This window comes from Flavobacterium sp., from assembly GCF_965277525.1.
Classification (GTDB): Bacteria; Bacteroidota; Bacteroidia; order Flavobacteriales; family Flavobacteriaceae; genus Flavobacterium.
Window position 1 is genome coordinate 706246 of the sequence record NZ_CBDIDC010000005.1, and the last position, 22989, is coordinate 729234.

At 32.1% G+C, this 22989-nt stretch carries 26 protein-coding genes and 1 tRNA gene; 14 read left to right on the forward strand and 13 right to left on the reverse strand.

The window, feature by feature from the left end; all coding sequences use genetic code 11:
• Positions 1–526: 526 nt before the first annotated feature.
• The 3 genes from ACQY44_RS11385 to ACQY44_RS11395 all read right to left on the reverse strand — a co-directional run bounded on the left by ACQY44_RS11385 (position 527) and on the right by ACQY44_RS11395 (position 2730).
• The gene (locus ACQY44_RS11385) at positions 527–721 is read right to left on the reverse strand and encodes a hypothetical protein (protein ID WP_428230472.1); all 195 of its coding nucleotides are present in this window, start codon (positions 719–721) and stop codon (positions 527–529) included.
• Positions 722–772: 51 nt separating this feature from the next.
• Entirely contained in the window at positions 773–985 is a 213-nt protein-coding gene (locus tag ACQY44_RS11390) for a hypothetical protein (RefSeq protein ID WP_428230473.1), read from the reverse strand.
• Between the two features lie 185 nt (positions 986–1170).
• A complete protein-coding gene (locus ACQY44_RS11395) occupies positions 1171–2730 on the reverse strand; it encodes a vitamin K epoxide reductase family protein (protein ID WP_428230474.1) in 1560 nt (519 codons plus the stop codon).
• 260 nt (positions 2731–2990) lie between these two features.
• On the opposite strand from ACQY44_RS11395, the gene ACQY44_RS11400 reads away from it, so the two are divergent.
• From ACQY44_RS11400 to ACQY44_RS11420, 5 genes are all read left to right on the forward strand, one after another.
• A complete protein-coding gene (locus ACQY44_RS11400) occupies positions 2991–3119 on the forward strand; it encodes an rSAM-modified peptide (RefSeq protein ID WP_428230475.1) in 129 nt (42 codons plus the stop codon).
• A 40-nt stretch (positions 3120–3159) separates the two neighbouring features.
• Positions 3160–3294 carry an rSAM-modified peptide gene (locus ACQY44_RS11405; RefSeq protein ID WP_428230476.1) on the forward strand — a complete coding sequence of 45 codons (135 nt, stop codon included), beginning with the start codon at positions 3160–3162 and terminating at the stop codon, positions 3292–3294.
• Between the two features lie 109 nt (positions 3295–3403).
• Positions 3404–3538: an rSAM-modified peptide gene (locus ACQY44_RS11410; protein ID WP_428230477.1), complete on the forward strand. Its 135-nt coding sequence runs from the start codon at positions 3404–3406 to the stop codon at positions 3536–3538.
• 18 nt (positions 3539–3556) lie between these two features.
• The gene (locus ACQY44_RS11415; protein ID WP_428230478.1) at positions 3557–3691 is read left to right on the forward strand and encodes an rSAM-modified peptide; all 135 of its coding nucleotides are present in this window, start codon (positions 3557–3559) and stop codon (positions 3689–3691) included.
• 18 nt (positions 3692–3709) lie between these two features.
• Positions 3710–3850: an rSAM-modified peptide gene (locus ACQY44_RS11420; protein WP_428230479.1), complete on the forward strand. Its 141-nt coding sequence runs from the start codon at positions 3710–3712 to the stop codon at positions 3848–3850.
• A 273-nt stretch (positions 3851–4123) separates the two neighbouring features.
• Here ACQY44_RS11420 and ACQY44_RS11425 read toward each other — a convergent pair whose 3' ends face one another.
• On the reverse strand, positions 4124–5776 hold the full coding sequence (locus ACQY44_RS11425) for a helix-turn-helix domain-containing protein (RefSeq protein ID WP_428230480.1): 1653 nt from the start codon (positions 5774–5776) through the stop codon (positions 4124–4126).
• Between the two features lie 261 nt (positions 5777–6037).
• Between ACQY44_RS11425 and ACQY44_RS11430 the strand changes: the two genes are divergently transcribed.
• The 3 genes from ACQY44_RS11430 (at position 6038) to ACQY44_RS11440 (ending at position 8917) form a co-directional block, all read left to right on the forward strand.
• Entirely contained in the window at positions 6038–7216 is a 1179-nt protein-coding gene (locus ACQY44_RS11430) for an acyl-CoA dehydrogenase family protein (RefSeq protein ID WP_428230481.1), read from the forward strand.
• An 87-nt stretch (positions 7217–7303) separates the two neighbouring features.
• On the forward strand, positions 7304–8086 hold the full coding sequence (locus ACQY44_RS11435; RefSeq protein ID WP_428230482.1) for a DUF3050 domain-containing protein: 783 nt from the start codon (positions 7304–7306) through the stop codon (positions 8084–8086).
• A gap of 66 nt (positions 8087–8152) precedes the next feature.
• On the forward strand, positions 8153–8917 hold the full coding sequence (locus ACQY44_RS11440; protein ID WP_428230483.1) for an SGNH/GDSL hydrolase family protein: 765 nt from the start codon (positions 8153–8155) through the stop codon (positions 8915–8917).
• A gap of 126 nt (positions 8918–9043) precedes the next feature.
• Here ACQY44_RS11440 and ACQY44_RS11445 read toward each other — a convergent pair whose 3' ends face one another.
• The 6 genes from ACQY44_RS11445 to ACQY44_RS11470 all read right to left on the reverse strand — a co-directional run bounded on the left by ACQY44_RS11445 (position 9044) and on the right by ACQY44_RS11470 (position 15185).
• Positions 9044–10081 carry a hypothetical protein gene (locus ACQY44_RS11445; RefSeq protein ID WP_428230484.1) on the reverse strand — a complete coding sequence of 346 codons (1038 nt, stop codon included), beginning with the start codon at positions 10079–10081 and terminating at the stop codon, positions 9044–9046.
• Positions 10059–11687: an NAD(P)-binding protein gene (locus tag ACQY44_RS11450; RefSeq protein ID WP_428230485.1), complete on the reverse strand. Its 1629-nt coding sequence runs from the start codon at positions 11685–11687 to the stop codon at positions 10059–10061. The genes ACQY44_RS11445 and ACQY44_RS11450 overlap by 23 nt, the downstream gene beginning before the upstream one ends.
• A complete protein-coding gene (locus ACQY44_RS11455; RefSeq protein WP_428230486.1) occupies positions 11662–13182 on the reverse strand; it encodes a polyamine aminopropyltransferase in 1521 nt (506 codons plus the stop codon). Before ACQY44_RS11455 ends, ACQY44_RS11450 begins: the two co-directional genes overlap by 26 nt.
• Positions 13175–13390: a DUF350 domain-containing protein gene (locus ACQY44_RS11460; RefSeq protein WP_230034546.1), complete on the reverse strand. Its 216-nt coding sequence runs from the start codon at positions 13388–13390 to the stop codon at positions 13175–13177. The genes ACQY44_RS11455 and ACQY44_RS11460 overlap by 8 nt, the downstream gene beginning before the upstream one ends.
• 196 nt (positions 13391–13586) lie before the next feature.
• Positions 13587–14819: a DUF4178 domain-containing protein gene (locus ACQY44_RS11465; RefSeq protein WP_428230487.1), complete on the reverse strand. Its 1233-nt coding sequence runs from the start codon at positions 14817–14819 to the stop codon at positions 13587–13589.
• Between the two features lie 3 nt (positions 14820–14822).
• Positions 14823–15185 (reverse strand): S-adenosylmethionine decarboxylase family protein, encoded by a 363-nt coding sequence (locus ACQY44_RS11470; protein WP_428230488.1) that lies wholly within the window; start codon positions 15183–15185, stop codon positions 14823–14825.
• A gap of 162 nt (positions 15186–15347) precedes the next feature.
• Here ACQY44_RS11470 and ACQY44_RS11475 point away from each other — a divergent pair, with 162 nt between their 5' ends.
• The 4 genes from ACQY44_RS11475 (at position 15348) to ACQY44_RS11490 (ending at position 18287) form a co-directional block, all read left to right on the forward strand.
• Positions 15348–16169 carry an AraC family transcriptional regulator gene (locus ACQY44_RS11475; RefSeq protein ID WP_428230489.1) on the forward strand — a complete coding sequence of 274 codons (822 nt, stop codon included), beginning with the start codon at positions 15348–15350 and terminating at the stop codon, positions 16167–16169.
• A 69-nt stretch (positions 16170–16238) separates the two neighbouring features.
• Positions 16239–17198 carry a nitrilase family protein gene (locus ACQY44_RS11480; RefSeq protein ID WP_428230490.1) on the forward strand — a complete coding sequence of 320 codons (960 nt, stop codon included), beginning with the start codon at positions 16239–16241 and terminating at the stop codon, positions 17196–17198.
• 79 nt (positions 17199–17277) lie between these two features.
• A complete protein-coding gene (locus ACQY44_RS11485; protein WP_428230491.1) occupies positions 17278–17784 on the forward strand; it encodes a GNAT family N-acetyltransferase in 507 nt (168 codons plus the stop codon).
• Positions 17785–17879: 95 nt separating this feature from the next.
• Complete coding sequence (locus tag ACQY44_RS11490; RefSeq protein ID WP_428230492.1) at positions 17880–18287, forward strand: helix-turn-helix domain-containing protein; 408 nt, start codon at positions 17880–17882, stop codon at positions 18285–18287.
• Between the two features lie 79 nt (positions 18288–18366).
• Here ACQY44_RS11490 and ACQY44_RS11495 read toward each other — a convergent pair whose 3' ends face one another.
• Positions 18367–19857 carry a serine hydrolase gene (locus ACQY44_RS11495; protein ID WP_428230493.1) on the reverse strand — a complete coding sequence of 497 codons (1491 nt, stop codon included), beginning with the start codon at positions 19855–19857 and terminating at the stop codon, positions 18367–18369.
• Between the two features lie 384 nt (positions 19858–20241).
• On the opposite strand from ACQY44_RS11495, the gene ACQY44_RS11500 reads away from it, so the two are divergent.
• Together ACQY44_RS11500 and ACQY44_RS11505 are read left to right on the forward strand one after the other, a co-directional pair.
• The gene (locus ACQY44_RS11500; protein ID WP_428230494.1) at positions 20242–21849 is read left to right on the forward strand and encodes a sensor histidine kinase; all 1608 of its coding nucleotides are present in this window, start codon (positions 20242–20244) and stop codon (positions 21847–21849) included.
• 132 nt (positions 21850–21981) lie between these two features.
• Complete coding sequence (locus ACQY44_RS11505; RefSeq protein WP_428230495.1) at positions 21982–22386, forward strand: hypothetical protein; 405 nt, start codon at positions 21982–21984, stop codon at positions 22384–22386.
• 98 nt (positions 22387–22484) lie between these two features.
• On the opposite strand, the gene ACQY44_RS11510 is transcribed toward ACQY44_RS11505, so the two are convergent.
• Both ACQY44_RS11510 and ACQY44_RS11515 read right to left on the reverse strand, forming a co-directional pair.
• Complete coding sequence (locus ACQY44_RS11510) at positions 22485–22739, reverse strand: DNA-binding protein (protein WP_428230496.1); 255 nt, start codon at positions 22737–22739, stop codon at positions 22485–22487.
• Positions 22740–22868: 129 nt separating this feature from the next.
• A tRNA-Ser gene (locus tag ACQY44_RS11515) sits at positions 22869–22955 on the reverse strand.
• Between the last annotated feature and the right edge of the window lie 34 nt (positions 22956–22989).

Consider the following 22989-nt stretch of genomic DNA (forward strand, 5'->3'; position numbering starts at 1 on the left):
AACATTTAGCCAGTTGAAATCCGAAATTAGTTATTTTCATTTTTATCAATTGAATATCTATCAAAATTAAATTTACAAAAATCATTCAAATATCAACTAAAATTATCTAATTCTACACACTTACCATTTTTTTAAAACAGTAAAGATTTTAAAATTATTTTTCGTTCATTTTTTTAGCAGTCAATTTTGTATATTCTTAAAAACATCATCCCAATGATCGCTATCCTCAAGTTTTTAAAACTATCAATGAGAAATAAGTTTGCATAAAAAAACAGAGAAGATTAACATCTTCTCTGTCAGGTATTTAAAAACATATTTATTAGAAATACAATTTCTGTAGGACATGGCACTGGTTAACCCTAACCAATTAAAATCAACTCAGTGACCAATTTCCTAAGAATCCCAACACCAATCATCAATGTGGGGAAATTGCTCAATGTTCCACGATCGAGCACCTACAAATTAAAAAAAACATGACTAAATTCTAAAAAAGGCTGTATTGTATTTCTCTTAAAACGGTTAAAAATTAGCAACAAAGGCGACTTGAATCACAAATGCCTGATAATGTATTTACAGGACAAGTTCCGCCTACGGGTATTAAAACACAACCTGCTTCGATGGCATCAACCCAACATTCAGGAATTCCTCCTTTTATTGTTTTTTGCTCATTCTTGCTTATATGTTGTGCATTTTCTAAATTCAAAATTTTCTTTAACATCATAAAATTATTATTCAGAGTCAAATTGTACTTTTATTGTAACGATTCTATGAATTAACACGGAGCCATTAATATTGAGCATTGATTTGATCCTATATATACTGGCCTTAAATTAGCGGGATACGCTAAACATCTTGCTTCTGTAGCATTGAACACAACGTACTCTCCACATCCTCCATCTGGCGGAATATTTCCTCCCTTAATATTCTTTTGCTCACCTACACTTAATTCTTCAACTCCTTGTAAGTTTAATATGTTTTTTAGCATGATATCTTATTTTAAGTTATTTTAGAATTCTTAATTTTATTCAAAATGAAAACAAGTAATTACTTCTTTAACTTTTTAATCATTCAGTAGAGGCAAATTTTCATACTCTTCTTTGCTTCTTCTTTTTTTAATCGAATCTATATTATCGTTTGCTTATACCTGGACAAACATTTAAATAGATTCTATTAAGCTATTTTCTTTTCAAGAACTTCAATTTCTTCAACAAAATCGTTTAAAAAATATTTTAACTCGTTAAGCTCATATTCGACAGGAAATACTCTTTCGTTTACAATCTTAACAGGAGTGTAATTAAAATTATTTTTAGAACACCATTCGTATTGTTTTTGTATTTCCTGATTGATCATGATGCTAACTGAATCAACATGCCATTTTTTCAACCATTTTTTAATTCCCATTTTTTTAATATGCCAATCCGAAATCGCTTCAACAGTTTTCCCCGGAGTCACTCTATTTATTGTCAACAATCGTTCTACAATTGCCTTATAAGGGTTTTCCGCATTTTCAGGATTGATATTGAATAAAACATTTAGAAAAATTTTCTCCGGAAATCTTAAAACCAGATCAAATGCTTCCTGAAACGTTTTGTGACAATGTTCACAACTCGGACTTATTATGATAGAAAGCTTAACTGCTGCGTTTCTATTCCCAAAATTCAAACCTCTTAAATCTTCAAATCCATTTGTGTAAGGAACTTTTTTTGATAAAAAATTCAATAACGAATAATTTCTTTTAAACTTTTTCATCTCTTTAAGAGCACTTTCGCTATCAAGTATGTTTTTTATTATTGTTTTTAAAACAAACCAAATAGGAATGAGAAGAACAACTGAGAATAAAAAAGGAAAAATATTCTCAAAGCTAAAACTCAACGTAAACAAATCTGATGCAAACCATATAGCACTTTGTATAAATATTAAAGCCGAAACGACTAAACACATTACACACCATTTTTGAATTTCAAACTTCTGAATCCAAATTGAAGATACAATTACCGGAATAGCCAATAAGCTTAAAAAACCAATGAAAATTGCAGATTGTAAAGGCTGCACTAAAATAGCTATCAAACTTGAACCAAAGAAAATAAGTGGTAAATCTGAAAAATTCATCCATTTATTTTCATATCCGTCTTTAGCATTGATCACTGAATTACAAGATGAATTAGAACTTAGATTACAAAATTTTGAAATAATACTATTTTTAAAACCCAATTTTTCCTGAACAATAAAAACACTAACAATAAATCCTAAAATTGTTGTTGTCAAAAAAACAAGGCTAAACAAATTATAGGTGTTATAAAAAAAAGACAATCCAACTAAAAGTAAAAGAGGCAAAGTATACTTTAACCAACTGAACTCAATTTTTAAGTTTTCTCTTTCGATAACATTATTTGGTTCTATTGCAACTACAACTCCATTCCAATCTAAAAGGAATTTTTCATATGACATTTTTAGAGCTCCTTTTTTAATCGTATTAATACGTACAAAGTTTTTTGCCTTTTCGACTAATATAAGTTCCTCTTTAAAATAAGCTAAAAAATTCGATGGCAAATCCACTATTTGTTCTTTCGAAACTCTTACTGCCGCATTCTCTACAGACAACAAATCCAAAGAGTCTGTTATTGCAAATAAACTAGGATAATTTGGATGAGAAAGAAACAGATCTTTAAACTCATTTTTAATTTCCGAGTATCTATTTATTTGTAGAAATTTTTGGACAAGTTTTAACATCTTTTCGAATCTTTAAAATCATAATTACACTGCAAATATTGTTGTTTTTACTGAGAAAAAAACGCCAACAGCACACATTTTATCAATTATACTACATACAATTTATAAATTATATCAGTCTGAATAAAATACACAAAGCATTTAAAAACAAGTATTTACACCGATTTAATTTGAACAAAAACCCTCAAAACCCTATTCTCGACTAAGCGTTTTGCTTTTTGTCTAGTTTTGATAAATCAATAACCCTAATAAACAAAAACATGATAAATCGAGTATTAAAATTCGAAGATTTTGAGAACGAAAAACTATCTAAAAATCAACAAAAAACAGTTCACGGAGGTGATACAGATCCGGTAAAAGGTACCGGAAAAGGAAATGCAATTGAATAAATATTTAATACCTAAATCAATAATACTAAAACATACAATTATGAAAAATCGTAAAGTAACATTCGAAGAATTTGAAGCAAAAAAATTGTCAAAAAATGAACAAAAAACTATACATGGTGGAGGAGAAAACGAACCGATCGATCCAAGTAAAGGAACTGGAAAAGGAAACGGTTAATACCAAAATCCGAAACAGTTTTAACTCGAAATTAAAATTTTAAAACATTTAAAAATACATAGTAGAAAAACACACAAATTAAAAATCTACTACCCTAAAACATCCATTTATGAGAAATACTAAAGTAACATTCGAAGATTTTGAAATCGAAAAATTATCTAAAAATCAACAAAAAACAGTTCACGGAGGTGGCGATAACGAACCAATAGATCCAAGTAAAGGAACTGGAAAAGGTAACGGTTAATATTCAAAACAATAAATTATGACAACTAAAAAAATAACATTCGAAGATTTTCAAATTGAAAAATTATCTAAAAGCCATCAAAAAACAGTTCAAGGTGGTGATAATAATGATTCAATAGATCCAAGTAAGGGAACAGGAAAAGGTAACGGTTAATATTCAAAACAATAAATTATGACAACTAAGAAAATAACACTCGATGATTTTCAAATTGAAAAATTATCTAAAAGCCATCAAAAAACAGTTCAAGGTGGTGATGATAACGAAGAAATCGATCCAAGTAAGGGAACCGGAAAAGGAAATGGTCAATACTAAAACAATAAATTATGACAACTAAAAATAACATTCGAGATTTATAATTGAAAAATCATCTAAAAACCAACAAAAAATAATTCACGGAGGCGGAGAATCTGTATATCCGGGAAGAGAAAATGGAAAAGTATTAACATTTTCTAAAAATACAGCGGTTAAAGCACTCGAAACAATTATGCACGAATTTTCAAAAAACTAATAAAATAATTGAAAGTAAGTACATAGAAAAAAAACTAAAACGATCAAGAACTAACAGATCGTTTCAAAGAACTAAGTTTAAATATTATTCGCAAATTGAGCTGGAGATACTCCAGTTCTTTTGCGAAATGATTTTGCAAACGACACTGCATTTTTAAATCCGACACTTTCGGCAATAGCCTGAGTAGAATATTTGCGATACATATGATTCGTAATCATTTCATTAATAACATAATTAATCTTAAGTTCATTTGAATATTCTCCAAAAGATTTACCAAACCTTTTATTTACCACATAGGATAAATAAGTTGTATTGGTTTTTATTTTTTTAGCTACATAAGGCAAAGTAAAATCAGCATTTAAATATTCGTGTTTGCTTTCAAGTGCCAGCAATTTTTCGACTATCTTATTTTCTTTTGCTTCATCTATACTTAAATTGACATTTTCTTTCTTAAGGTGAACCTCTTCAGGCTCAAAAACAGTTGGTTCTTCATTTTCAGGCAGATTTTTCTTCTCAAGATTGGCCTTGAATTCTTCAATTAAAGCATTCATCTTTTTGTGCGCTTTGTTTTTATCCCTAATGTTTTTAATCAACAAAAATACAATAGCAACGAACAAAACGACATAAAAAACTTTTAAAGCTTTATTCAAAAAAACATCATATTTGTATTTTTCCTGAATCGTAACCATCTCATTGGTCAGATCTCCTACACCTAGTTTATAATTTACTTCTAAAACCTCTTCATTTAATTTTGATTCTGATTTTTCGTAATTATCCAAATAAATTTTCGAATGCTTATAAGCCAGTTCTGGTTCCTTAAATATATTGTAAATTTTTGCCTGATAGTAATTAGATTTTAAATAATCTATTTCATTACTTTTTGTCTGAGCTGCAATAGAGTCTGTCTTTTTAAAGAAAACCAATGCCTTATCATATTTCTTTGTCGTGTAATACAGATCGCCTAAATTATAATTAGCAGAACACAACATATCAGGCATATTATTTTGATCCGCTAAAAAAATAATATCATAATATGTTTTCTCAGCATTTGCATAATCTTTCTCCCAACTATAAATATTACCTAAACTTAATTTTGCTACAATTTTATTATCTGGAAAATTTTGAGAATAACTAATTGTCTTTTTATAAAAATATTTAGCTGAATCAAGCAAAACCGTTTGCTTTACATTTTTCATATAATAATTTTCATATGAGCCTGCCAGGGTCAGATTGATATTACTTTTATTATTTAAAAATTGTTCTCTATTATAAACGCTTTCATTCTTGTCAACAAAATCATTAAGTTGTCTTAGATCTTTAATCGCTAAGCGGTAATTACCTACTGCATCATTAATGGAAGCAATATTATTCTTAAACTTTACGATTTGCGCAATGTCACGAATTTGTGTAGAAAGCTTTATTCCCTCTTGATAATTTTCAAGGGCCTTACTAAAATTGCCTCTTTTCCACTCGGCTAGTCCAGCATAATTATACAAATATGTTTTGACTTGCACTTTATCTCGCGACTCAGGCATTTTATCTAAATATTGTAACGCTAACTTATATTTTTCTTTCGACTTGTTCGTATTTCCTTCTAGCTGAATCAAATAAGACAATGCTCCATTTGCAAAAGCCAAGTGCTTATTATTGTTGGATTTTGCCATTCTATTAGCATATACAACAGCACTATCGACATTTACATTAATATTTAGTCGAATTTTATCTTGCAATACTACATACTCCTGTTCTGTTAAAGCCTCTTTCTGTTGCGAAATTGCGTTATTCAGAACAAAAAAGAATAAAAAAGAGATGATCAGCCTCATTCAATTTGTTTTTTGAATCTCAAAAATAGCGCATATATTTTCAATAAACTAAAATTAATTAGGGTTTATATTATTTTTCTTCTTTTGTGTTTAAAAAATTATAACATTTTAACATTGTTTTGTTATATTTTTATTACGTAAATTTGTTTTTGTAAAACTATCAAAAAAATGAAACCAGACTTATTTCAAGCCCCAGATTATTACAACCTAGACGACTTGTTGACAGACGAACATAAATTAGTTCGCGAATCAGCACGTGCATGGGTAAAAAGAGAAGTTTCTCCTATTATAGAAGAATATGCTCAAAAAGCAGAATTTCCTAAACAAATAATAAAAGGACTTGGAGAAATTGGAGGTTTCGGCCCCTACATTCCAGTTGAATATGGTGGTGCGGGATTAGACCAGATCTCATATGGTTTGATTATGCAGGAAATAGAACGTGGCGATTCGGGCGTTAGATCTACTTCGTCTGTTCAGTCTTCGTTAGTAATGTATCCTATTTGGAAATACGGAAACGAAGAGCAACGTATGAAATATCTACCAAAACTCGCAACAGGGGAATTCATGGGCTGTTTTGGCCTAACAGAACCTGATCATGGTTCTGATCCCGGAAGCATGATTACCAATTTTAAAGATATGGGTGATCATTATCTTTTAAATGGTGCCAAAATGTGGATCTCGAATGCACCTTTTGCGGATATCGCTATAGTTTGGGCAAAAGATGAAACCGGAAGAATTCACGGATTAATTGTAGAACGCGGCATGAAAGGTTTTACAACTCCTGAAACACATAATAAGTGGTCGCTTCGCGCATCATCAACCGGTGAATTGATATTTGATAATGTAAAAGTGCCTAAAGAAAATCTTTTACCTAACAAATCCGGTTTAGGAGCACCGCTTGGTTGTTTAGATTCAGCCCGATACGGAATCGCATGGGGAGCAATTGGTGCTGCGATGGATTGTTACGATACCGCTTTGCGTTATGCTAAAGAAAGAATCCAGTTTGGAAAACCAATTGCAGGAACTCAGCTACAACAAAAAAAATTAGCCGAAATGATTACCGAAATCACAAAAGCACAATTATTAACCTGGCGTTTGGGTGTTTTGAGAAATGAAGGAAAAGCGACAACGGCTCAAATTTCTATGGCAAAACGCAACAATGTTGATATGGCAATTCATATCGCACGCGAGGCCAGACAGATGTTAGGCGGAATGGGGATCACAGGTGAATATTCGATTATGCGTCACATGATGAACCTCGAAAGTGTTATAACTTATGAAGGAACTCATGACATTCATTTATTGATAACAGGAATGGATGTAACTGGAATTCCAGCTTTTAAATAGTAAACAACTATTAAAATATATACAAAAACAATATAAAAAGCTTCTTCTAACGAAGAAGCTTTTTATATTTGCAAAAAATTTACTAAAATGAATATTGAAACTATCAACAATAGCATTCAACCTCAAAAAGACCAACTTTTACAACATTCTTTATACAATAAGATTCAAAACATTGATGACTTACATAGTTTCTTAGAGAACCATGTCTTTGCTGTTTGGGATTTTATGTCATTATTAAAAGCTTTACAGGCTAAACTTACTTGCACAACAACACCTTGGTTCGCTACAAAAAATCCTGAAACAAGATATTTAATCAACGAAATTGTTTTGGCCGAAGAAACAGATTTAAGTATCGACGGAAGAAGACAAAGTCACTACGAAATGTATCTTGAAGCCATGGAAGATTGTGGCGCCAACACAAACGGGATCAATACCTTTTTGTCTGAAGTAAATTCGCTTCATAATATCTTTGTTGCCATAAAACAAAGTTCATTACACCCTAACGTAAAAGCATTTTTAGATTTTACCTTTAGAGTGATCGAAGAAGGAAAACCACATCAAATTGCTGCTGCGTTTACCTTCGGAAGAGAAGATCTGATTCCGAGTATGTTTACTGCGATCCTGAAAAACTTTCAAAAAAACCTTCCTGATACTGATTTAAGTAAACTGCTTTACTACTTTGAAAGACATATCGAGCTAGATGCTGATGAACACGGACCAATGGCAATGCAAATGATTGCTGATTTGTGTGAAGATGATGCTCAAAAATGGAAAGAAGTGGAAGAAATTTCGATTTTGGCATTAGAAAAAAGAATCGGACTTTGGAATGCTATTGAAGAAGAAATTCTGATGAAAACCGAAATGGTATAAAAACCGAAACATCTTATTTAACGTAACTATTTGTTTAGAATGATCATTATCTAATCTTAACAAATTATGAAACCACAGTTTAAACAAGTAGTTATCGTTATTCTTTCTATATTTCTTTTGAGTTGTAATTCCGAAGAAACAAAACCACAAAGTGCTGTTACTCCAAACCCTGTTATTCCTCCTGTAACACAAATTCCTACTACCTCAATTTCTAATACTGTAAAGTATTTGGCTTTAGGTGATAGCTATACTATTGGCCAAAGTGTTTGCGAAACTTGCCGCTATCCGGAACAATTAAAAGCAAGTTTAAAAATGCTATATCCGCAAACTGATTTTTCATTAAAAGTAATTGCCAGAACGGGGTGGACTACCGCTAATTTAATCTCCGCCATAAATAGTGAAAACCCTGATTCTAATTATGATTTGGTTACTCTTTTAATTGGTGTAAACAACCAATATCAGCATATGGATTTCTCGGTTTATCAAAAAGAATTTCCAATATTACTGAATAAAGCCATAGCATTAGCTAAAGGCAATCCAAAAAAAGTACTTGTACTTTCGATTCCGGATTATGCTTATACCCCATTTGCGTCAAATTACGGTGACACTTACAAAATGAAAACTTCAAAAGAGATAGATACATACAATACTTTTGCTGAGGGTATCTGCATCAGTAGCGGAGTCTCTTTTATTTCGATTACAGATATTACACGCCAAGGCCTTAACAATACTAACCTGGTTGCCTCTGATGGTTTACATCCGTCCCAAAGTGCCTATAAACTGTTTGTTGATCGCATTTTGCCAAAAGTAAAAATGACTTTGCAGGATTAATTTTCAGAAGCATAAAATCAGTTTTCAAAAGACCAATTGTCCCGCTATACACTATATCTTTTATGGCAAACCCCGCCATAAAAGGATATCGTTTCTATCGGGGCTAAACCAGGTATTCTGTTCTTTTCAAGAACTTTTAATTGGGCTTTTGTGCGACTTCCAGATAAATCCATCAAGTAAGTAATGGGTAAATTGCGGCACGCTTAATAAAGGAACTATTAGAATTTGCCACGAAGAGAAATCAAATGTTGCTATTGAAAAATTTTCATTCCAAACTAAAACTTCCCATAAAAATTCCTCTGTAAAAGCAATTACCAACAAAATCAGGATATAAATAAAAATTGTATTATAACTTTTTAACATCCTGAAAACTCCTGAATTTATATTTGGTTTATTTTCAATTTCTCTGAAATAAACCAATGCCATATACGGAATTCCGTGCGAGACTACATTCAATAAAGTAAAAATAAGATCATCATTAAAATACACAATTCCGAAATACCAGGAAAGTGCCGTTCCTAAAACAATAGCATTTTTTGGGATGTTGAAGAACTTGTCTTTTAAGCTTTTATAAATTGTGTAGCCTATATAAATCAATAAAATTAAAATGTAAAGCCAAAACAACGTTTCTAACAAGAATGTGTTCTGAAAACGAATAAACTCATTCTCTACAAACCAATTAAATTTTCTTTCAGAAGAAAAAAACCAATACAGCATTGGATAACCTGTTGAAGCATAAATAGCTAAATTGTCTATGGCAACAGAACATTTAGCTTTTTCTTCATTTCTTGCATATAATCGCATAAAGCCATATTGTTGCCTTATAAAATGAAAAACAGCAACATAAGCCAGAAAAGACCAAAAAACCAAACTCCCAAAAGAAAACAAAATAATCCCGATCGCGAAACAAATTGTTGGCAAAAGCAATAATCTCTTTTTATCTTTTTTAAATTCATCAGCGACAAAATAGGTTTTGAATAAAGTCGCGTAAACATGTGCCACATCAATAAAAACAATCAAAAAAAGCCAGGTATAAAACGAATACTTATTTTCAATTTCAGTTATATAATCCTGAAACAAAAATATAATACCCAACACAAAAAATGATGGACCAATGATAAAAGTAAAATCAGTTTTGGCTTTATGAATCCAGGGCTGTTTCATCTAAAATTTGGTTTACGACATTAATACCGTGATGAAAAGCTTCTTCAAAAATAGAGATTCCGGATAAATCTGTATGAGCAAAATAAATCCGATTCTGAATACTTTTAGAAGCATCTTTTTTTGCTTCTCCAAAAATAAATCCGGGTGCAGGACTAACCATTCCGTGGCCCAATAGAAAAACTTCCATTTCTTCGGTACATTCCTCAATATCCGGATGTGCAATTTTCAGGTCATCAAAAACAAATTGTTTCCAATATTGTTTGCTTTTTTTATAGAGTTCTTTTCGGGATTTTTTTAAATCATCAGAAGAGAAACTATAATAATACGTAATCACTTTTTTAGTCTGAATTTGATTTAACGACTGATGCTGATCATAGACATATCCCAAACCTTTTGCATCATAAATAACATTATCCCAGGAAAGCGGAAAACTAAAATTATCTGCTAAATCACTCACTGTTAAGCTTGCCAAAAGCCAGGGTGTATAATGAAAATCTTTCGTAAATTCTTTTCGGTCTTTTATCAAATACTGATTCACAAACTGCGGCGTTGCCATGATTACTTTATCAGCAACAATTTCTACCGAAACTTTTTTGACATCATCAAAGGCTTTGACAATGACTTTATTATTTTCGACTTTTACCTCATAAACCAGATGGTTTTTCATTGTTTTCTGGTCGGTATATTTTTTTAGATGAGAAGCTAATCTGGCGTTTCCTTCCGGCCAGGTTAAAACACTTTCTTTTTTATCAGAAGTTGTGTCTTGTTTTCTTCCTGCAAAATAATGAATTCCAGCCCAGGCCGAAACATAGTCTATTCCTAGTCCAAAATCGTCTTTGCAACAATAATCGATATAATTGAACAATGGTTCGGTTTTGAAATTATTAGTTTCAAACCATTCTTTCATGGTGATTTTATCTAAATTTCTAGTTGTATTATCTTTTGAAGAAAGACGAAGCGGAATATCGAATAAATACTTTCCGTCGTTTCCTTTTCCTTCACGAAAAGCATCCATTAATTTAAAAAAGCGCTGAAATTCTAAATCCTGTTCTTTAGTATTTCCTTCTTTTGGAACCACTCCTTCCTGCCAGTTATTTTTATAAAACAAGCGTTCATCTGGAGCAAATGATAATTGTAATTCATCAAAAACAGGAAGTCCTTTTGAATCGTAACTCAATATGATTTTTTCTTCTTCCAAAAACTGTAATAATTCTTTATCCTTAAAATTAGGCAACGGCAAATAATGTGCGCCAAGTGGAAACTTCGAATATTGGTTTTCACCATTTGATGAATTCCCTCCCAAATGTCCTTCTAATTCAACCATTAGAAAATCCGAAATTCCTTTTTTATGAAATTGTCGAGCTGCGCTTAAACCGGAAATTCCGCCACCAACAATCAGGTACGGAATATGAATTTGAGATGTGGGCTTCGGAAAATCTTTTATCCAAAGCCGATGTCCCAAAAGATGATTGGTTCCGGACAAACGAAGCAACAAATGAATAATTTTATCAGAACAAAATTGCAAGAAAGGAATCAACAGTAAAGAAGCTCCAATTCCTTTTACAAAACTGCGCCTTGACTTACTGTAATTTTCCCCATTCTTCATCAAAATAACGTACTAAAATTTGGTTGTCTAATCGATTGATTTCAATTTCATTTGAGATCATATCATTGGTAAAATAATTAAACCTGTCGAATTGATAATTGTAGAATTTTAATCCGGAAGCTTTTCTGTTTACGGTATTAAAAGTGGTTCCAAAACCATTAATGGCGATGGTATAACCCCATTCTCCAAACGAAGGAACATAAGCATGATAGGCATCGACCTGAGGAAAAACCTGCATAACGGTTTTATTGATACACCAGAATGATTTTGGCGCAAAATAAGGCGAGGTCGTCTGAATAACAACTGCTGCATCGGGTTGCAGAATCGTTTTTATGGTTTGATAAAAATTCAGCGAATACAACTTTCCTAAACTATAATTGGATGGATCCGGGAAATCGATAATCGCAACATCAAATTTTTCTTTGCAGCTTTTTGCCCAAATATAAGCATCGGTATTGATAACGGTAACTTTGGGGTTGTTAAGCGAACCTTTATTGAAATTTGTTAAGACTTTATTGGTTTTAAACAATTTCGTCATTCCCTGATCGAGATCGACTAAAGTGACTTTTTCGACGTCCTTGTATTTTAAAATTTCACGAACTGCCAAACCATCTCCGCCTCCCAAAACCAAAACATGCTTTACATTTTTGGCAATTGACATTACGGGATGAACCAGGGCTTCGTGATAACGATATTCATCAGCAGAACTAAATTGCAGGTTGTTGTTTAAATAAAGCCTGTAATCGCTCTTATTGTGTGTTAAAACGATTCTCTGATAAGGAGTTGAGTTCGTATAAATGATATTTTCCCCGTAAAGCTTTCCTTCTGAATAAGACAGGATTGAATCTGAGAAAATAAAAACGCCTAATAAAATCACAAACGAAAAAATGGCTTTTGCTTTTAAAAAATAACTATTCTTTAGTTCTCTTTTTAAAAGGAAGCACAAAGCTATGGCAATACTTACATTGATCATCCCGAAGAATAGTGAAGTTCCCATAATTCCTAATTTGGGAACCAGAATCAACGGAAACAATATCGAAGCCAATAAAGCCCCAATATAATCGAACGTAAATACATTAGAAACCAAATCCCTGAACTCGACTTTATCTTTCAGGATATTCATTAAAAGCGGAATTTCTAAACCCACTAAAAAACCGGTTATAAAAACCAGTAAATACAAAATGAACTGAAAGTACTCGACACTTTCGAACAATAAAAATAAAACTACTGAACTCAGGCCGCCAATTAAACCAACTAAGATTTCGATTTCGACAAAAGTATTCAGTAAATTTTTATGAAAAAACTTAGAAAAAAATGAGCCAATACCCATTGAAAACAGGTAAACCCCAATAATAAACGAAAATTGTTTTACTGAATCACCTAATAAATAGCTGGCCAAAGTACCCGCAACAAGCTCGTAAATAAGACCGCAGGTTGCAATAATAAATACAGCAAACAGCAATAAAAATTCAAATCTAATAAACTTTTTACCCATGAATTGCGGCACTAATAATCATTGAAATTCCAATGATGAATGCTGCCAACACAATAGCAACAGCAATATTATTTTTCTCCACAACCTCTTTCCAGGTGTTTTCGGGAGTCATTTTTTCAATAATAAAATAAGCTGCTATTAAGATAACGAATCCTAAAACTGAATAAATGATCGAATTGACAATGGGCTGATAATGTACTAAATCCATACTTTAGAAATTTATTTATGATAAAAATGGTTAACTGAACTACGACTTCGTGACGTACTGTATTTTTGTGTGGTTTCGCAATCGCAGATTCGGTTTCCGGAATAAGCAAAATACAAATAGGCTACAAAGCAAAATAATCCTATTGCTAGTGCGGCTATATTATTTTTAAAAAAATTCAAAATACTTTTCATAATTGTTATTCGCTGTAAGGTGAATAATCGCTAAATTCCCATCTCTTTTTTTCAAAATTTATTTTAAGATATCGTATCAAGATATAAACAACGATCATAAACATAACAATCAGCCATACATTTCGATTAGAAGGTTCGTTCCAGATTGCCCTGATGGTTATCACATTGTTTCTTAAGTCTTCCGGTGCTTTGATGGGTGTAATCAAAAGATGGTATTTTCCTGCCTTGACACCACAAATATTAAACTTTTCTGACGGGCTTCCCTCTGTCCAGCTTTCACCATCAGTATAGCCGGAATAATATTCAATGTCTTTATTGGCATGAATTTCATCATTTGTTTTTTCGTCAACCAACGCAACATCTACGTTTGCCCAGGAATTGTCTACATCTGTCGATACCTTAATGGTCATTGGAGCCGAGCCTCCACTTAAAACAAACGAATCACTTGTAATTTCTTTGTCATTAAAATCAGTAAAGGTTACCGTTTTCTCAAATACAACTTGTTGGATCTGATCTTTATAAATATACCAATTTGCAGAAATGATCATTAAAAGAAAAATGCAAAATATAATAGCTGTATTGTTTACATCGAAATAATACGGTTTCGTAATATTTACACCTGTTTGGTAAGGCAGATGAACTCCAGGAAAGCCTTTTCTAATTTGGCTGTTCGAGATGTATTCTCCAAGAAAAACAGTTTCGACATCGTCTATTCTTTCAACAGAAATCATAAAAGGCGGCTGAATGTACTCTGTCATATGAACTTTTTTAGTCGGCAGCGAAAAATCAAAATAGCCTTGGGCATTTTCTATTGCAGCATCACAATATTCATAAAGTTCATAGGGATTTCCGTCGTAAACTACTTTTTTAGGATGTTGTTTTTTTATATTGAATTTTTCCTCAATTTCGGTTAAAAAGATCCAATTCCCATCTGACTCAGAAAGATAAACAAATTCTCCTTTTTCATTTTTTAAAACATATTCTGTCCAAAGATAATTTTGAGTTACTTTTTTGACCAAAGCACCTGTAAGAATATATTCTTTTCCTTTTAAGCTTCCTTTATCCCCAATTTTAAGGGCAAAATTGTTTATCTGAGAATTAAACTTAGATCTTAAACGGAGTTGCCCTTCACTATCAGCTTCATATAAACTATGACAATTGGGGCAAACAAAATTTACGACTTTAAAACCAACTTCTAATTCAGTAACGGTATCACAATTGTAACAAGGAACTTTCATAAACTAACGGTTAATTTCAAAATCTTTTATAATTGTTCCTTCAAAATAAGCAATATAATTTGCCATAACATCGCGTACTTTTTGCGAATTATCCTGCTGATAATTGCACAAATAAACATCTAAAGTAAGCTGATTGTATTCTGGCCAGGTATGTATACAAATATGTGATTCTTTCAGGCAAAACGAAATGGTAAAGCTGTTATTATCAAAATCATGAACAATAACACCTACCTTTTCAAGATCATATTTCTCTAAAATCAAATGAGTAACCGCAACAAAACCCTTACTATCCGTTAGTTTTTGAGTTTGATCGACATGTAAAGTAACCAGTTTATGCAAGCCTGGCGAATAAGGGGGTAAATCCATTAAAAAATTTATATACGCTTCAAATATATAATAATTTTTGGATAATTTTAACAGCATAAAAGATTCTGCTATCTCAATTTATTAAAAAACAATTAAGACATTCCTGAGATATTATTTTTTAAATTTGCACCTGTATTCCAGAAATGATTAAACAATACGTTGATGCAAGTTTCACCACCAAAAGAATTATCGCCTTACATCAAACATTATCTTTTTTTAGACAATCAAGAAACTGCTATTCAAAAACTTAGACTTTTTTCTGATGGTAATACCGGAATTGTTTTCTCTTTAAAAAGTAAACTGATCTCTGAGATTAGTGATCTTAAAATAAAAAAATACCTCCCGACATCATTTCTGTACGGGCAACTCAATGGCTTTAAGGACATTTATTCTGATCCTGAAATCACTTTAATAATTGTTGTCTTTCAACCCAACGGAATACATCAAATGTTAGGAATTCCTGCCCATGAATTCCGGGATTCTATTATTGGTACTGATGTTATATTGGGACAAAAAGGCCTCGATCTTCAGGAAAAATTATCAGAAGATAATAATCAGGGAAAGATTGAACTTTTAAATCAGTTTTTCAGAAAACTGGCAAATAAAAAATCACTCTCCAGTCCACTGATAATAAACAGTTCTTTAGATTTTATCATTGCCAACAAAGGTCTGTTTTCTGTAAAGCAACTGGTGAACTATACGGGTTATACAGAAAGACATTTGGAAAGAAAATTTAAAGAATGTATTGGATTAAACCCGAAGAAATTTGGTAACGTTATAAGACTACATCATTTCCTGAAATTACTAAAAAACAAATCTGATGACACCAATCTGACTACAATTTGTTATGATGCGGGATTCTCAGATCAGTCTCATCTGATCAAAGACTTTAAAAAACATACCGGAATATCCCCAAGAGAATATTTGCTTACTCCTGGAAAATTAACCAACAATCTTATCAAAACACTTCCTGCTACATTTTAAAATGTCGGTTTTATACAATTTATAGATTTTTCTGAACGCTAATTTTGGCTTCAATTAAAAGCGTACTATATGAAAAATCTAAAAATAGCCACAGCGCAGTTCGAGAATAAAAGCGGTGATAAAAACTATAACTTATCTGTAATAAAAGAACTCTCTGAAAAAGCAGCTAAGGAAGGTTGCGACGTCATTTCGTTTCATGAATGTTCGATAACCGGATATACATTTGCAAGACATTTATCAAAAGAACAAATGCTGGATTTGGCAGAAATTATCCCAACTGGAGAAAGCATTTTAAAATTGACCGAAATTGCCAAGAATAATGATATTGTAATTCTGGCCGGACTTTTTGAAAAAGACGAAAACGACAATCTTTTCAAAGCTTATGTTTGTGTCGATAAAAATGGTCTGGTTGCCAAATACAGAAAACTGCATCCCTTTATAAATCCCCATCTAACTCCCGGTGATCGTTATTGCATTTTTGAAATTAAAGGCTGGAAATGCGGAATCCTAATTTGCTACGATAATAATATTATTGAAAATGTAAGAGCTACAAAACTTCTGGGTGCTGAAATTATTTTCATGCCTCACGTTACGATGTGTACACCTTCGACCCGACCTGGTGCTGGTTTTGTTGCCCCTGAGCTTTGGCAAAACCGGGAAGCCGATCCTACTTCTTTACGATTAGAGTTTGACGGAATGAAAGGTCGCGACTGGCTTATGAAATGGCTTCCTGCAAGAGCATATGATAATGCGATTTATGCGGTATTTTCGAACCCAATTGGTATGGACGATGACCAATTAAAAAATGGCTGCTCGATGATTGTTGACCCTTTTGGAGATATTTTAGCCGAATGTCGCTCTTTTGATGACTCTTTTGCAACAGCTATAATTACTCCTGAAAAAAATATTCAGGCGGGAGGAAACCGTTATATAAAAGCAAGAAGACCAGAATTGTATCGCGATATTATCGGTCAGGATCATGAATCTGAACAAAATGTTGTTTGGCTGGATTCTGGTAAAAAAAGTTAAAACGAAAAATTTTACAGACTTTAAGACAATGAAATTTTACCTTTGAGGAATTGATTAATCTACAGAATAAAGCCTAATAATGGAATTTTTTAAAACTACAAACGCTGATATCGATGCCGTTTTCGATATTTATAATGCCGCTACATCTTATCAAAAAACAGTTAACAATAAAAGCTGGAGAGGTTTTGAAAGGTCTCTAATCGAAAAAGAAATTGCAGAAAATCGTCATTTTATCATCAAAGAAGAAAACGAAGTTGCCTGTACATTTGTGCTTACTTTTAATGATTTAATCATCTGGAAAGAAGCGGCACAAGATCCTGCTGTTTATCTTCATCGTATTGCAACAAACCCAAAATTCAGAGGACAATCGTATGTCAAAAAAATTATAAAATGGGTAAAAACATACGCCAAAGAAAACGGTAAAGAATACATAAGGCTTGACACGCATAGCGGAAGCGAAAGAATAAACAAATACTACACCAGCTGTGGTTTCGATTACAAAGGAATCAGCACTATCGAATGGACAAGCGAATTACCGGAACATTATAAAGAAGGTTCTTTTAGTTTGTTTGAGATTAAGCTATAGGTTTTAGATTTTAAAATGAAGGCGGTATCTTACAAAAATAAGCCTGTTTTTTACTAAAATATATTTTTATTAAAAATTTTAAATACCTTTGATTTATGAGCGCAACAACAAAACCATATCATATAGGGCGAAAAATAAGCCGTATTCGTGAACTTAAAGACATGAAACAAGAAGCACTTGCACAGGCTTTGGGAACAAATCAGCAAGCAATTTCGGCTATGGAAAATAGCGAAAATATAGACGAAGAGAAACTTAAAGAAGTGGCAAAAGCACTTGGAATGACTGTTGAAGCAATTAAAAATTTTTCGGAAGAAGCCGTAATCAATTATTTTAATAACATTTACGATCATGGAGCTTTTAACAAACATTATAATGATTGTACTTTTAATCCTTTAGATAAGTTAATTGAGGTTTACGAAGAAAAAGAAAAGCTTTATGAGCGTTTGCTTCAGTCTGAAAAAGACAAAAACGAATATTTGGAGAAATTATTAAAAGGAAAATAAATTCTTTTTTTTTAATCTAAATTAAAACCCCTTGTAAATTATTTGCAAGGGGTTTTAATTTAAATCGAAAAATATTATTCTACATACTTTCCAATTTCTTTATTTGTTGCTGGGCATTTGTATTCTTCGGATTCAGTTGAAAAGCTGTTTTATAATTTTTTATGGCTTCTTTTTTATTGCCTAAACCAGCCAGCGTCTCAGCATAACTATCATAAGTATTTCCGCTTTTTGGATACAGATCCACATTTAGCTTGAAAATTTTTAAAGCTTCTATTTGCTTCTTTTCTCCTAATAATTTATATCCAAAATCATTCAGCTCATTTTCTCCAAGAACAAATCCAGAATCAGACTTTTTTAAACTTTCTGCAATTTTTAATGCGTTGTTATAGTGCTGTTTCATTAATTCCTTTCTTAGTTTTTTTAATGAAGGAGATAATCCAAATCCGTTTGATTCTTTTATAGCCGGAATATAATAACCTGCAATTTCATCTATAAACCATTCCGGATTTGCGCCCTGAAGATTCGTCAGGACAACAATAGAAAGATCGTCTTTTGGATAAACAAAAAATGCAGATCGCATACCGCCAATAGGCCCAAAAGCTGGATGTTCTTCTCTGGTAACTGTTGGCCAGCCTAATGCATATCCATTTACTAACTTATTAAATCCGCCTACACGACCGTTATTTAAAATTGCAGGTTGCCAAAGCACATCTAAACTGGTTTTTTGTTTTAATAAAACACCATTTTGTAACGCTATAATCCACTGTGCAATTTCGCCCGACGTAGAAATTATTCCGGTACAGGTTCTAAAGAACTCCGGGAATTTAGCATAACTACTTCTTATTTCATCAGTCGTAATCCATCGTCCGTTTACGACATCCTGAGTGGTGTAAGCACCAGCTGAATGCGGAATAATATCATTCGAATCGCCAAAACGGGTTTGTTTCATTCCTGCTACTTTAAACTGACGATCTTCAATAAACTTGGTAAAATGCATACCACTTACTTTATTAATAATCTTGCCAATGATAACATATCCAGTTTGATTATAACTAAAATGATCTCCTGTATTAAATTCCATTGGTAATGTTTTAACCTTTTCCCAGGAACCATTTTCAGTATCCGCCAATAAGTTCTCTCTTTCATCGATAATATTTGCAAGTCCGGATATATTAGCAAACAATTGTTTGATGGTTACTGCTTTCCAGGCAACAGGCAAATCATCTATATATTTCGAAATAGGATCATTAATATTTAGTTTTCCCTCCTCCTGAAGCTGCATAATGGCAACTCCCACAAATGCTTTTGTACAAGAATTAATAGAGAACATACTTTGATCTGTTACGGTAACCGAATTTTCGATATTGGCAACTCCATAATGGGTTTGTTTTACTATTTTCCCATGTTGAACAACGGCAATTTGAAGACCTGGAATATGAAGTTGTTCCATTTTATCTTTTAGAAAAAGATCGATACTATCTGTTGCCATTTGGTTTTGCGAATGGGCAGAAATACTTACTAAACTAAGTACAAATAAAATTACTAGCGATTTCGGGGAAAAAAATTTCATGATTGATTGATTTGATTAATTTGATTGATGATTACCTGTCATTTCATTTTACTGATTGGGTCCTTTTGTAAATCAGAAATTTCCAGGGTTTTCAATCAAGACGAGCGCACTATTAAAATGTTTCATGTCTTTGAAATTATTTTTCGATTTAAATCACCCAAAAACCATACACATCCAGTAAAAACCGCATTTAAAAAGGATTTTCTATTCCTGAAAAAAAACTCAAATCTTAACCGAATTAATTAAAAAAAAGAAAAAACCTACAATAATAAATTATATGTTTTGAGTGGTATCGCTATTTTCCCATTATAAATTCACTTATTGTATTTAAACCAAAGACATTCAATTCAGTTAGGTTATATTTGAACAAATGCGCGCGAAAACATGACTGAAAAAAAGATTATTCCGCCTGATACCACTACGTTTCCTGACAAGAATAAAACAAATCATAACGATGAATTATTGCTTGTTAATAACAGGCTAGCCCAACAAATAGAAGAACGAAAAAAACGTGCAGCAGAGTTAATTATTGCCAATACTGAACTTGCCTTTCAAAATAAGGAAAAAGAAAAACGCGCTGCTGAATTGGTTATAGCAAATGCTGAATTAGCATATCAAAATCAGGAAAAAGAAGATCGTGCTGCGGAACTTGTTATTGCCAATACAGAACTCGCTTATCAGAATAAAGAGAAACAAAAACGGGCAGATGAATTGAGTATTGCCAACTCTGAGCTTCTTTTTCAAAATAAAGAAAAAGAAAAACGTGCCGCAGAATTGATTATTGCGAATGCAGAACTGGCGTATCAAAACCAAGAAAAAGAAGATCGTGCCGCAGAACTTGTTATTGCGAATAAAGAGCTCACATTCCAGAATAATGAAAAAGAAAAACGGGCTGCTGAACTTGTTTTAGCGAATATAGAACTTGCATACCAAAACAAGGAAAAAGGGAAACGTGCAGCAGAACTTCTTATTGCCAATGCCGAACTTACTTTTCAAAATAATGAAAAAGAAAAACGTGCGGCGGAACTTGTTATAGCCAATACAGAACTCGCGTATCAAAATAAGGAAAAAGAAGATCGTGCCTCTGAATTGGTGATTGCCAACAAAGAGCTGACCTTTCAGAATAAAGAAAAAGAAAAACGTGCTGCCGAACTTGTGATTGCCAATGCTGAACTCGCCTATCAGAATCAGGAAAAAGAAAATCGCGCTGCCGAACTTCTTATCGCCAATGAAGAACTTACTTTTCAGAACAATGAAAAAGAAAAACGTGCTTCAGAATTAATTCTTGCCAATAACGAACTTCAGGCATTTACCTATATATCAAGTCATCACCTGCAGGAACCTTTGCGAAAAATACAGGTTTTTGCGAACAGAATTACGACTGATGAACATCAAAATTTAACCGAGAAAGGAAAGTTTTATTTTGACCGTATCGAAGTTTCTGCTTTTCATATGCAAGCACTTATAAACGATTTGCTAACGTACTCACGAACAAGTGTAACGGAAAAAAAATTCGAAAACGTCAATCTTAATGATATTATAAATAAAGTTCTTGAAGATTTAAAGAAAGAAATAACGGCCAAAAAAGCAATTATCGAAATATCCGGAAATTGTAGTGCTTTTATAATTCCAACACAATTTGATCAATTAATATGCAATTTGGTAAGTAATTCTCTAAAATTCTCAACAAAAGAAAAATCACCTCATATTACGATTGAAACTCTTTATACAAAACCCAAAACAAAAAAAAATAAATCATCGGCAGATTATTGCCATATCATTATAACGGATAACGGTATTGGCTTTGATCCTCAGTTTGAAAACCGGGTTTTCGAGATGTTCCAGCAACTAAATAACAAAAGTGATTATAAAGGAACCGGAATTGGTCTTGCTATTGCTAAAAAAATTGTAGAAAATCATAGCGGAGTTATTACCGCAACCGGTAAACGCCATCACGGGGCTAAATTTGATATTTATATTCCGGTGGTGTAAATAAAACATAACATTAAAGAAGTATTACAATAGTAAAAAATAAGACTTTTACAATATACTTAAGATTAATTAAGGAAAACCGTAATAAAATTTTATTTTAATGTGTTAGATTTGGAAAATAAAAATTTGAAAATGATGAAAATATTTATATTTAGTTGGTTATTTTTTATTTCATTTTTACTAAATGCACAGGAAAAATTAACTGTTAATAATGATACAGAAATTTACGATAATAATGGTAAACTTTTTAAGTTTTACGGACACGGAGCTTCTTTAGATCTTATTAAAAAATATGATGATTACGCAGAAGTAGAAATCGATTGTAATATTTATAAAGTGGAATCTAAATTCTATGTAAAACTACCTAAAAAAACAATTAAAATAGGAATGAGTATTTCTGACCTCGTCAGTATTTTAGGCAACGCAGATGATACTATATCTTCTGAAACACAATATACTGTTTATTGGACTTATATTTATGGGAATTCATATTATCACTTTGAAGACGGTAAGTTAACAGCAATAAATAGATATTAAATAAAAAATTTAAAACAAAGATTTTGATAATTCCATAATACATATTTAAAAATTCAAAATCCGTAACAATCTAAAAACTAAGATATTTACATTTTTTTTTAATGCAGAGAATTAGTTTTAATTTTTAGTAATACATCAGAAGCAGTTGTCAAGTAATCCTTTACAACTGAATCTTCATCTAACTCCTTCTCTTTAAAGACATTTATAATATATAGACTTATATTTTGCTTAGAGGTGTCAAAAAGTTCTGCCAGTTGATTTTGGTTCATCCATACATCTCCATCTCTAGCGAGAAGAACTACATTAGACTTTCCATCAACAGTATTGTAAAAAATAAATTCTTGTTTTTCCATCTTAAAAAGAAGTTTTTCATTGGGATCATTACAACAGAAACAATAGATCTGCTAATTGGAGAAAGTTAATAAAAAAACCCCGAAATACAGATTTCGGGGTTTGGTATTATTTAACTTAAAAAAAAATTGCAGAGAGGATGGGATTCGAACCCACGATACAGTTACCCATATACTAGCTTTCCAGGCTAGCTCCTTCAACCACTCGGACACCTCTCTAAATTGGTCTGCAAATAACATAAAAAAATCTGAC